Origin of the sequence: Hoylesella loescheii DSM 19665 = JCM 12249 = ATCC 15930 (assembly GCF_000378085.1) — a bacterium.
GTDB classification, from domain to species: domain Bacteria; phylum Bacteroidota; class Bacteroidia; order Bacteroidales; family Bacteroidaceae; genus Prevotella; species Prevotella loescheii.
The window spans coordinates 101750-113300 of sequence record NZ_KB899210.1 but is presented as its reverse complement, the minus strand read 5'-3'; the positions used below and the strand labels follow the sequence as shown (position 1 = coordinate 113300).

Genomic DNA, 11551 nt, shown 5'->3' with positions numbered 1-11551 from the left:
ATATGGAAATCATTCTCGTAAGACACACCAGCGTGGCTGTAGCCAAGGGCACATGCTATGGTTGGACCGATGTTGCACTGTCCGACACCTTCGAACAAGAGGCCACCCTCACGCGCACAGCCCTGTTGGCTCATGCCCCTTTCGATGCAGCTTACAGTTCACCGCTTAGTCGCGCCACACGCCTCGCTTCCTTTTGTGGCTTCGAAAACGCCACCATCGACCCACGATTACGCGAAATGCACATGGGCGATTGGGAGATGCAACGTTTCGATGAGATAATGGACGATAACCTTCAACGTTGGTATGCCGACTATATGAACGTGCGCACAACCAACGGCGAAGGCTTTCCCGACATCTATGCACGTGTTTCCAGCTTCCTTAATATGTTGAAAACACAAGCCCATCGTCGTGTGGTGGTGTTCGCCCATGGCGGTGTGTTGATATGTGCAGGTATCTACACGGGACTATTTAAGCGCGAGAACGCCTTTGATAACCTAACACCCTTTGGCGGATTGCTAAAAATAACAATCTAAACGCACCACTTCACCCCAACAAAACAAGAAACAGAGAACCCGAAGAATAAAAACGAACTAACGCACACTGTCATCATCTACCACACAAATTCTTAACCTTTTTTAAATCCGTAAAGTAACAAATGTTACCATACGAGCTGCAATTTATACCTAAATTTGCAACAGAATCAAAATAAAAAACAAGCCAAGCATGGAACATAAAATGAAAGGTTATCTCCCATCGATGGATCCCGAGAAACTTAAAGCACTTTTCGAAATAGAGAATGCATTCAAAGCCGGACAACTATCTGCCGATGAAGCCCGACAACAAATCAAAGAACGCGTAGGCAAAGTTAGCGCCTACCACGTGGCCTACATAGAGCAAACAATGACCGAAGAGACCAGTGACGAGTGCATTCGCGAAGATGTGCACGCCATTATTAACATGTTGGGCGACCAAATAGATAACACTATGCCCAATCTTCCGGCAGATCATCCCATCATGCATTACCTTAAAGAGAACGAGGAAATGAAGCGATTGCTCTTGGCGGTGGAAGACTTGGTGCAATATCCAATGATAAAGAACCAGTGGCTTGAACTGTACGACAAGATTAGCCAATACCCCTTACACTACAAACGAAAACAAAACCAACTTTACCCTGTGCTCGAACGCAAGGGATTTACACGCCCCACAACTACGATGTGGACCTTCGACGACATGGTGCGAGATGAAATTCGTGAGGCAGAACGCTTGCTACGCGAAGACCAAGAAGACGCGTTCATAAAACAACAAGAACGTGTTCTGCTCTACGCACGCGACCTAATGGAGAAAGAGGAGTTTATTCTCTACCCCACGTCGATGGCCCTTATCAACGAAGAAGAGTTTGAAGATATGAAGAGTGGCGACCAAGAAATCGGCTTTGCCTTCTTCGAAGTTGAACACAAAACCACTGAAACCAAGACTGAATCTAAACCCGACGAACACGAAAACTTTGCCAACGACCTGCAAGCGCTGCTCTCCAAATACGGATATTCGGCTGGCGGAGGCGACAAATTAGATGTTACCACGGGCAAACTAACGCTCGAGCAGGTGAACCTCATTTACAAGCACCTGCCTATCGACATTTCATTTGTAGACGAAAACGAATTGGTTTGTTTCTATTCGGATACCGACCACCGTATATTCCCACGTAGCAAGAACGTTATCGGACGCGAAGTGATGAACTGCCATCCACGAAAAAGCGCCCACATCGTTCGTGAGGTGATAGACAAACTACGGAGTGGCGAACAAGACAAAGCCGAATTTTGGATTAACAAACCAGGTCTTTTCATCTACATCATCTATGTGGCCTTACGCGATAAGGATGGTAAATTCCGTGGCGTACTCGAGATGATGCAAGATTGCACCCACATCCGAGCACTGGAAGGCTCGCAAACACTACTCACATGGAGCAACGGCGATGCACCTGCAACTAACGAACAAGCCCATGGAGCAGAGGCAGAACAAGCTGAAGAAGGTGAAGCAGAAGACGAAGAGACGACAGTGGAACCCATAACAGACATTACTTCACAAACCCGCCTGAAAGATCTTCTCAAGCAATATCCCATCCTCAAAAGTCGCCTACCTGAGCTCGACCCCAAGTTTAAGATGCTCAACACCCCACTAGGCAAAATCATGATGGGCAAAGCAAACGTACAAACGATGAGCGAACGCTCGGGAATACCACTCGATAAACTTATCGAAGGGATAAAGAAACTTATAAATTAAATCTCAATTAGGTACTAGACAGGGTAACACCCGGCCGCCTGCGGAACGCTAACAAGCACTTCTGCGGGCGGTTTTTTTAGCTAAGCTGGTTCCAAAAATTACGTTTGGCGGCTTTTAGATTTTATCAGAGCAACATGGCTTCTTATCCCCAACTCGCCAATTAAGCATTCCGTCGTTCGCATTTTCATCGTTCCAGGAATGCGCCTTCTAAGCCCCGATGATGCATTATTACATTAAACGCCGCGTTAAATATCTTTTGGACGCCTGTTCCATGTTATCCGGAATGCTGTTCCAGTTGAATTGGAATCCTGTTCCAACTTATCTGGAACAGGCTTCCATCTTAGCTGTAACAAGGCGAGAGGTTAAAAAGCTCACTACAAGAGCTTATCGGGTGAGGAATGAAAGATGGCGTTTGGAGGTAGGAAAGGTGAGTTGGTGGCGGTGATAGGCTGTGGAACGACACGCCTAGATAGTGCCAAGCTAGTATCAAACGTTACGTGGATTTGGGATAAGAGACGATGCTTTCTTGAGCAAGATTAGATAAAAAACGAATAGCGATCTCGCCAACTAATGCTATGCGATAGTTGACATAGCGCGTATCTCTTATCCCGAACTCACGAGAAACACAGAGCAGCGTTTTTAGGCCTTATTTATCGACTTTCAAATAAATATCTCTTATACATTAGAATTTAGTTATTGGTAAGTCGAGATCTGTAAAATGGCTGCTTCTCAAGCCTGCTTTTATTAAGCCACAAAAGCCTTAACGCATACAGAACTAAGCTTCAAACCAAGCTAGGGCATCGGCTGTGGTTGGCGAAAAGTGTATTAGTCGGCCACGATTGCTTTCGCAAATAAAACTTTGAAGGTTTTCACTTGGAAACGCCGAAAAATCTCCAACGATGGCCAAACGCATCCGAAAGGCAGAGAACTTTTGCAAAACCTCACCTGCTAACTTTGTTTTGAGATCGAAAAAGCGTGGCGAAATTTTATCGGTAGAAATTATCATGCCCTCAAATCCCTGATAATAGGCGTTTCCCAAAAGGTCGTTTGCATCTTCGGGGAATGCCAGAAGCATATCGTTGGCAGTAATTTCGGCCACCATTGCCTTACCAACAGTATGTGATATAAAACTAAACTCGGGCATGTTTCTCACCCACGCATCACACAATTGCGTCATACGGTCGAACACGATGTTTGCCCCTTCGCCGGCCAAAGTAGCGTTTGGCAGCGGTCCGCTATTAACGGCAATGGTAAAGATGCGTGCGGCCACACCTGCACGCACACCCATTGGAGCGTTTTCTACCACAACTCCTTGCCATGGTTGCAAATTGCCTGCCTTTTGTAAACCCATCAGATAAGGATCGGGAGCAGGTTTCCCACGAGTTACGTCGTATGCCGAAACAATCTTATCGGCCGTTACGAAGTCTTTAAAATCATGTTGCAAACGCTCGATCAGAGGTCGTTGGCCACTCCCTGTCACAACAACAATCTGCATGCCAGCCAACTTTATCTTCTCCATCAGCTCTAAAACGCCCTCCATAATGGGTGCTTTGGATAGCAATCCGAAAAGTCGGGCTTTCTCATCATACATCATTTGCGCCTCGTCTTCAGAGATGTCGCGACCTTGTTGAGCCTTTACCATTAGCCGAATGGTTTCTACACCACGCATACCTTCGGTTGCATACACATCGGCAGCAGTCATTTTCAGTCCGAATTTAGCCATAGCCTCTTGCCAGCAACGAGCATGGTTGGGCATAGAGTCGTATAGCACACCATCCATATCAAAGAGTACGGCTCGTGGTTGAAAAGAGTCGAAACCGCTTTTTTCCAAATAAAGCTTTACTTCTTGCTTATGTCCAAAAGGCAAATTGCATGAAGTGGGAGCATACATATTATCCATTTGCGTATATAAAAGCAAGCAAAACGCCTCTTCGTTTTTGTAGGCGAAGAGGCGTTTCGCATATTAATAGAGTTTATTTCAGGCGTTCTTTTATAGCCTTGCTCTCAGCTTCGTAGCCAGGTTTGTCTAACAAGGCAAACATGTTTTTCTTGTAAGCCTCAACACCTGGTTGGTTGAACGGATTCACGCCAAGCACGTTTCCGCTGATGCCACAACCTATTTCGAAGAAATAAATCAACTGTCCGATGTAATATTCGTTCAGTTCGGGCACGATGATGCGGATATTTGGCACGCCACCATCTACGTGAGCGAGCAGCGTTCCCAACTCGGCCATCTTGTTAACCTCGTCAACACGTTTGCCTGCAAGGAAGTTCAAGCCATCTAGGTTCTCGTCGTCGCTGGGGAACAACAGTTTCTTTGCAGGTTGTTCCACACTGATAACCGTCTCGAAGATACTGCGTTCGCCCTCTTGAATCCACTGTCCCATGGAGTGCAGGTCGGTGGTAAAGTCGCACGATGCAGGGAAAATGCCCTTGTGTTCCTTACCTTCGCTTTCGCCGTAAAGTTGCTTCCACCATTCGGCAATGAAGTGCAACTTAGGCTGATAGTTTACCATTATCTCGATTTTCTTTCCCTTCTCGGTGTACAGTGCGTTGCGCACAGCAGCGTATTGGGCAGCGATGTTCTCGGCAAAAGGCACGCTGGGGGCAGTGGCCTTCTCCATATCGGCAGCACCATTAACCAACGCCTTAATGTCGAAACCAGCACAAGCGATAGGCAGCAAGCCAACAGGTGTTAGCACCGAGAAGCGTCCACCCACATTGTCGGGTATCACAAAGGTTTTATAACCTTCCTTATCGGCGGCAGCCCTTGCTGCTCCACGCTTGGCATCGGTGATGGCTACGATTACGTCTTTTGCATCGGCCTTACCGCGTTGTTCTTCGCATTGCTTCTTAAGTAAACGGAATGCGAGAGCCGTTTCGGTGGTAGTACCCGACTTCGAGATGTTGATCACACCGAAGCGCTTATCTTTTAGATACTCGGAGAGTTCGAAAAGATAGTCTTCGCCTATGTTATTTCCTGCAAAAACAATAGTGGGGTTCGTCTTATCACCCACAAGCCATGCGAACGAATTTCCCAAAGCTTCGATTACGGCACGTGCTCCGAGATAGCTTCCACCAATACCTGCAACAACGATTACTTCGCATTTCTGACGCAAAGTGTTGGCTACTGCCTGCACTTCGTCTAGGAATTGGGGTGTGATGGAGCTGGGCAAATGCAGCCAACCCAAGAAATCGTTACCAGGGCAACTGCCATTTTCCAGAGCCTCTTGTGCCGCTTTTACTTGCGGTTCGTAGGCTTTCACTGCGCCCTCGCTAAGAAATTGGGCGGCTTTGGTGATGTCTAATTGAATACGTTCCATTGTATTTATCTTTAAATTCTATGTTTATCTTATTATTATTGCAACCTATTCCTCTGGTATTTCCTCTATCTTAATGACTGGCTTATCACCATCCCAATAAGCAAAGAGGCAATCACAAGCTGTGCTATAAACATGAAACGACTTCATACCGGCAATATCTCGCCCGTAAAGAAGAAAGTTACAAATGTCTGTCGCAGTGATATAGGGGTTATCTTTAAGGTGAGAATGAATTGTGGATACTACCGTCTTACCTTTATGCTTGGTTTGTGTTGGAATTAATGAACGGTGATAACGACGGAAAGCGACAAGGCGATTGTCGTTGGTAAAGTCGAAGCTGTAATCATTTCCAAAGGGAATAATGCTCGGCTTTACCGTTCCTGTCAGCAGATATAACCGCGTTATATGGTCGTTAAAGCGAATGATATTAGCATTAAACTGTCCGAAATCAGGTGAAACACCATTGATACTATCTGCCAATGTCTCCATTTTGGCGATCAAGACATCTTTCAGCACAACAAGTTCTTTTTCTTCTTGAGTAAGCGGACGAACAGAATCAACAGCGATAAACTTTGGGGATGTCTTCTCGTACCTTAACTCATATAAGCAATTTTTCATTGACTTGTCACAAAAAAAGGCAATGATGGTGCTGTCTTTAGCCCTGTACGTCATTTGTCCACCTATCTCTTCCCTTCTATGATGTGCAAGAAAGAGATCGGTGAGTTCCCAGTTCAGCTTTTCAAATAGATACAATTGATGCCCTTCCTTGATGATACTGTCATTGATGGCAGCCAACGCTTCGGGTGAAGGAAGGGTGGTTACGTTCTTTTTTGCCTCAGCTATCTGGACGCAAAGAAAGGACATCAAGATAAGGATAACCTTTTTCATATCGTGTGGGTTTTTGATTATCTAAAGCTATCGGTAAGCAACTTTATCTCCACTTGTGGCGAAATCTTCTCGTACAATATATTATATACGGCATCAAGAATGGGCATGTTCACGTGCAGATGTCTATTGGTCTCTTTCATGCACTTCGTACCAAAATAGCCTTCGGCAATCATTTCCATTTCTATTTGTGCGCTTTTCACGCTATACCCCTTGCCAATCATTGTACCAAAGGTGCGGTTTCGCGAGAAGTTGGAGTAACCCGTAACCAGCAAGTCACCAAGATAGACGCTGTCGTAGACATTGCGTTCGAGTGGATGTACTGCCGAAAGGAAACGCGACATCTCTTGTACGGCATTGGCCATGAGCACCGCTTGGAAATTATCGCCATATTTCAAACCACTGCAAATGCCTGCCGCTATAGCGTAGACATTCTTTAGCACCGACGAATATTCAATACCTACGACATCCTGACTTGTCTTCGTCTTGATGAAATCGCTGCTTAAAATATCGGTAAAAGCCTGTGCCTTCTCCCTGTCGGCACAGCCCACGGTAAGATACGACAATCTTTCGAGGGCCACTTCTTCAGCGTGCGACGGGCCACCGATGCAAGCGATGTTGGCATAAGGCACGTCGTACACCTGATGGAAAAACTCGGAGCAAAGCAAATTGTCTTCAGACACGAGCCCCTTAATGGCCGTAACGACAAACTTATCGTGCAAACGCGTCTTCAACTTTTTGAGATGACTCTTCAAATAAGGTGAGGGCGTAACGAACACAAGCGTGTCGTAGTTCTCCACAATCTTGTTGATGTCGCTCGAAAAGTAAATTTCGTCTACGTTAAAATGCACGCTCATCAGATAGGCAGGGTTGTGCCCCAAGCGTTTGAAGTCGTCTATACGGTCGTCGCGGCGCATATACCAGCCGATGTGATGCGTGTGCCGCACCACGATTTTGGCAATGGCAGTAGCCCAGCTACCACCTCCCACTATTGCTATTTTACCGCAATTAAACATGGTTAAGTGAAAGGGTTAAAGGTGAGAAGGAGTGAGGAGACAGGTAAACATTGCCCTTTAATCCTCGGAAAAAGCATGGCAAAAGGGTGGAAAGGAAAACAAAGGCCTAAACCTAACACGTTTCCTTTCAACCCCTAGCCAATACCTTAGCCTTCGTTGGCCTTGTCTATCCAAGCTTGGAAGGCGTCCACCTTCGGGTTCTCGTAACCTAATTTATATTTCTTGTTTACGTTGCAAACGTCCATTTGCAGCTTTTGCGCCTTCACCTCTTTTATGTCAGAGATAAGGTTATATCCAGCCTTGTTGAACACGGGCACCCATTCAGCAGGCACACCCAATGCTTGCCACTCGGCCACAGTGCTCTTCGGGATGGTCTTTTCGGGACGCATCTGCGGGAAAAGCAGCACCTCTTGAATGGCAGTTTGACCCGTCATGAGCATCACGAGGCGGTCTATACCGATGCCGATACCCGACGTTGGGGGCATGCCATACTGCAAAGAGCGTAAGAAATCCTTGTCGATAATCATCGCTTCATCATCACCTTTGTCAGCCAGTTTCATCTGTTCAACGAAGCGTTCCTCTTGATCGATGGGGTCGTTAAGCTCAGAATAGGCATTGGCCAGCTCTTTTCCGTTCACCATCAGTTCGAAACGCTCGGTCAGTCCGGGTTTAGAACGGTGCATCTTCGTTAGCGGACTCATCTCCACTGGATAATCGGTGATGAACGTAGGCTGAATAAACTGACCTTCGCAGAACTCTCCGAAAATCTCGTCGATAAGCTTTCCCTTACCCATCGTTTCGTCTATGTCTAGCTTCAACTCCTTGCACACCTGCCTGATCTCGTCTTCAGTCTTGCCATCGAGGTCGTAACCGGTCTTCTCTTTTATGGCATCGAGGATGGGCAAGCGACGATAGGGAGCCTTAAAGCTAATAACCTGACCGTCTACAACGCTTTCGGGCTTTCCGTTAACGGCTACACAGATAGTTTCGAGCAAACGTTCGGTGAACGACATCATCCAGTTGTAGTCTTTATATTGTACATAAAGCTCCATCAGGGTAAACTCTGGATTGTGCGTTCTGTCCATTCCCTCGTTTCGGAAGTTCTTTCCAATTTCGTAAACGCCCTCAAATCCACCAACGATGAGTCGCTTTAGATAAAGCTCGGTGGCGATACGCAGAAACATTTCCTGATTCAGCGCATTGAAATGCGTAATAAATGGGCGCGCAGTTGCTCCGCCCGCAATGCTTTGCAGCGTAGGTGTTTCCACCTCGGTATAGCCTGCTTCGTCGAAGAATTGGCGCATGGTGCTGATTACCTTTGCGCGTTTCAAGAACGTTTCCTTAATGCCTTCATTCACAACGAGGTCTACATAGCGTTGACGGAAACGCAATTCGGGGTCGTCGAACTTGTCGTAGGCCACCCCGTCCTTATATTTCACGATGGGAAGTGGCTTTATACTCTTGCTCAACAGCGTGAGTTCTTTGGCGTGAACAGATATTTCGCCCGTCTGTGTGCGGAATACGAAACCCTTTACGCCCACAAAGTCGCCGATGTCGAGCAAGCGTTTGAACACCGTGTTGTACAGTTCCTTGTTCTCATCGGGGCAAATGTCGTCGCGAGTAATATACACCTGAATACGGCCTTTGGAGTCTTGTAGCTCCATAAAGCTGGCCTTTCCCATCACACGGCGTGTCATCATACGACCCGCAATGCATACTTGGCGCTGCTCGTCGTCCTTAAAATTGTCTCTTATATCGGTTGAAAAAGCATCAGTGGGATACTCTGCCGCGGGATAAGGGTCGATTCCCAAGTCGCGCAACTCTTGCAGGCTCTGTCTTCTTACTATCTCCTGCTCACTTAGTTCTAATACGTTCATACTTTTCTTACTATGTGCTTTATGATTGCAAAAGTACGAAAAAAAAGTGAAAGGGTGAACGTCCGTCCGCCTAAGTTTTAGACTTTGGGGACATTCGGTGTTTTATGCCAAGACATTTGGCATGTTCTTTTCTCTCACTTCCTTTGCGTTTATCGCTCCATCAGGTCTTCTCCCCAATGCATTTTGGCCTCGCGTTCTTCCCTATCTCGTATCTCCTTAGCCTTCTTGGGATAGAAAATCATGCGTAATGACTGATTATAGTTGAAGTAGTTCCACATCCAATTGAGCAAAACCACCATCTTATTGCGCACGCCTAATATGGAACGGAGGTGCACAACGAGCCACATAAACCATGCCCAAAAGCCTTTCATCTTGATTTTTGCAAACTCGGCCACAGCTTTGTTTCGCCCAACGGTGGCCATTGCACCTAAGTTTTTGTAACGGAAAGGGGTAAACGGTTTTCCTTTTATCATGCGCTTGAGGTTCTTGGCCAGGTTTGCACCCTGCTGGATAGCCACCTGTGCCAGCTGCGGATGCCCGTTTGGGTAATCTTTATCGCCTTCAACCAAGCACTGATCACCTATACAAAACACGTCTTCAAGCCCTTCAATGCGGTTAAAAGAATCAACTTTGATGCGTCGTCCACGTCCTAAATGATTTGCATCGAGATTGCCTACAGGCTGCCCGGCCACACCACTCACCCAGATAAACGTACGTGTGGAGATGGAAGAACCATCTGCCAGCATCACCTTATGGTCCTTATAGTCGGTCACCATCTTGTTAAGCAAGATGTTCACACCCATTTCACGTAGATATTTTTCCACCGCCGACGACGATTCGGGCGACATAGCCGACAACAAACGATTGCTAGCCTCAATGAGATAGATGTTCATCAGGCTAGGGTCTAGGTCGTGATAGTCGTGTGGAAGAATTGTGCGTTTCATCTCAGAAAGCACTCCAGCAATCTCAACGCCCGTCGCTCCACCGCCAACCACTACCACATTGAGTAGTTCTTGTTGCTCTTGCTTTGTGGAACAGGTTATGGCACGCTCGATGTTCGCCAGTATAGCGTTCTGCAAACCCATGGCCTCGTCTACCGTTTTCATAGGCATGGCCTGCTGTTCAACGTTCTTATTGCCAAAGAAATTGGTGGTAGTGCCGGCCGCTAGCACCAAATAATCATACTCCACCTTCCCTATTGAAGTCTGAATAATTTTCCTTTCGGGGAAGATGGCACGCAATTCGGCCATTCGGAAATAAAAGTTCTTGCGCTTTTGAAAGTTTCTTCGGAATGGAAATGATATGGAACTGGCCTCCATTCCTGCTGATGCCACCTGATAAATAAGTGGTGGGAACTGGTGATAATTATTCTTATCGATAAGTATCACTTGATAATCGGTGCCTTTTAGCCCATTTGCCAGCTGCAAGCCACCAAAGCCACCGCCAACTATCACAATTCGCTTGCGGCCGTCTTTTGCTATATTTAGACTCATGTCTTTACCTTTTTAACCTAAAACAATCTTTTGCTCGGGCCTTGCCCGAATATGCAAAATTACATATTTTATTGCGAAAAAGACATGGTCAGACAGAAAAATGCGGTATGTGACACGCTTAAATGCGATAGCCTAAACGGATTCATCCCGCACGGCAAGGCTAACACCACACCGCACGGGATGAAAAAAAGATATTTACTTAATTGATGTCGGGATTACTTAACCAACTTCAAGTCGTAGTTGTTTCCACTGGCAGCTTCTTCCAGCTGATCGTTAACAACGCTCAAAGTAGCGTCATCTTTCACGAGCAGATAAAGAGCATTGTCCTTATCCATAGCCAACTTGTAAGCCGTTACAGCTTTTCCCTTAACGTCTTTCTTAATCGTTTCAACATCTCCCTTGTAGGTCTTCACGTCGTCTTTGCCGTCTTTAGCTTGCAAGTAAACCTCTTCCATAGTGAAGGTTTTTGCAGAGTCGCCAGCCAAAGTAACAGTATACTTGATACCAGGACCATCAGCAGCAGGAATAGTTCCGCTATAAGTCATGCCTACAGCCGTAGTATCAACAGCCATTACAGAATCCTGAGGATTCTCTACATTTGCATTCTTACCCTTTTGGTTGCAAGAAGCGATAACTGCGCAAGCAGCTACCATCATTAATAACTTTTTCATGTTTCTCTT

At 46.3% G+C, this 11551-nt stretch carries 10 protein-coding genes and 1 pseudogene; 3 read left to right on the top strand and 8 right to left on the bottom strand.

All coding sequences use genetic code 11. From position 1 onward, the window contains the following. Positions 1-2: 2 nt before the first annotated feature. The 3 genes from cobC to F453_RS15945 all read left to right on the top strand — a co-directional run bounded on the left by cobC (position 3) and on the right by F453_RS15945 (position 2725). Positions 3-533 (top strand): alpha-ribazole phosphatase, encoded by a 531-nt coding sequence (gene cobC, locus F453_RS0100415; RefSeq protein WP_018966223.1) that lies wholly within the window; start codon positions 3-5, stop codon positions 531-533. Between the two features lie 190 nt (positions 534-723). Beyond that, the gene (locus F453_RS0100410) at positions 724-2280 is read left to right on the top strand and encodes a PAS domain-containing protein (protein WP_018966222.1); all 1557 of its coding nucleotides are present in this window, start codon (positions 724-726) and stop codon (positions 2278-2280) included. Positions 2281-2497: 217 nt separating this feature from the next. After that, positions 2498-2725: a hypothetical protein gene (locus tag F453_RS15945; protein ID WP_081619089.1), complete on the top strand. Its 228-nt coding sequence runs from the start codon at positions 2498-2500 to the stop codon at positions 2723-2725. A 330-nt stretch (positions 2726-3055) separates the two neighbouring features. Here F453_RS15945 and F453_RS15940 read toward each other — a convergent pair whose 3' ends face one another. The 8 genes and pseudogenes from F453_RS15940 to F453_RS0100375 all read right to left on the bottom strand — a co-directional run bounded on the left by F453_RS15940 (position 3056) and on the right by F453_RS0100375 (position 11542). After that, on the bottom strand, positions 3056-3382 hold the full coding sequence (locus tag F453_RS15940) for a DUF4180 domain-containing protein (RefSeq protein ID WP_169333976.1): 327 nt from the start codon (positions 3380-3382) through the stop codon (positions 3056-3058). Positions 3383-3433: 51 nt separating this feature from the next. Next, positions 3434-4171, bottom strand: a pseudogene (locus F453_RS15935) (inorganic diphosphatase); the annotation flags it as partial. Between the two features lie 82 nt (positions 4172-4253). After that, positions 4254-5603, bottom strand: a complete 1350-nt coding sequence (locus F453_RS0100400; RefSeq protein ID WP_018966220.1) for a glucose-6-phosphate isomerase — start codon at positions 5601-5603, stop codon at positions 4254-4256. A gap of 45 nt (positions 5604-5648) precedes the next feature. Beyond that, positions 5649-6488 (bottom strand): hypothetical protein, encoded by an 840-nt coding sequence (locus tag F453_RS0100395; protein WP_009235254.1) that lies wholly within the window; start codon positions 6486-6488, stop codon positions 5649-5651. A gap of 17 nt (positions 6489-6505) precedes the next feature. Continuing rightward, positions 6506-7501, bottom strand: coding sequence for an NAD(P)H-dependent glycerol-3-phosphate dehydrogenase (locus F453_RS0100390; protein WP_009235253.1), 996 nt, complete (start codon positions 7499-7501; stop codon positions 6506-6508). A 146-nt stretch (positions 7502-7647) separates the two neighbouring features. Then, positions 7648-9378, bottom strand: a complete 1731-nt coding sequence (gene lysS, locus F453_RS0100385; protein WP_009235252.1) for a lysine--tRNA ligase — start codon at positions 9376-9378, stop codon at positions 7648-7650. A 149-nt stretch (positions 9379-9527) separates the two neighbouring features. Beyond that, entirely contained in the window at positions 9528-10871 is a 1344-nt protein-coding gene (locus F453_RS0100380; protein ID WP_018966219.1) for an NAD(P)/FAD-dependent oxidoreductase, read from the bottom strand. Between the two features lie 215 nt (positions 10872-11086). After that, on the bottom strand, positions 11087-11542 hold the full coding sequence (locus F453_RS0100375; protein ID WP_018966218.1) for a copper resistance protein NlpE N-terminal domain-containing protein: 456 nt from the start codon (positions 11540-11542) through the stop codon (positions 11087-11089). Positions 11543-11551 lie beyond the last annotated feature (9 nt).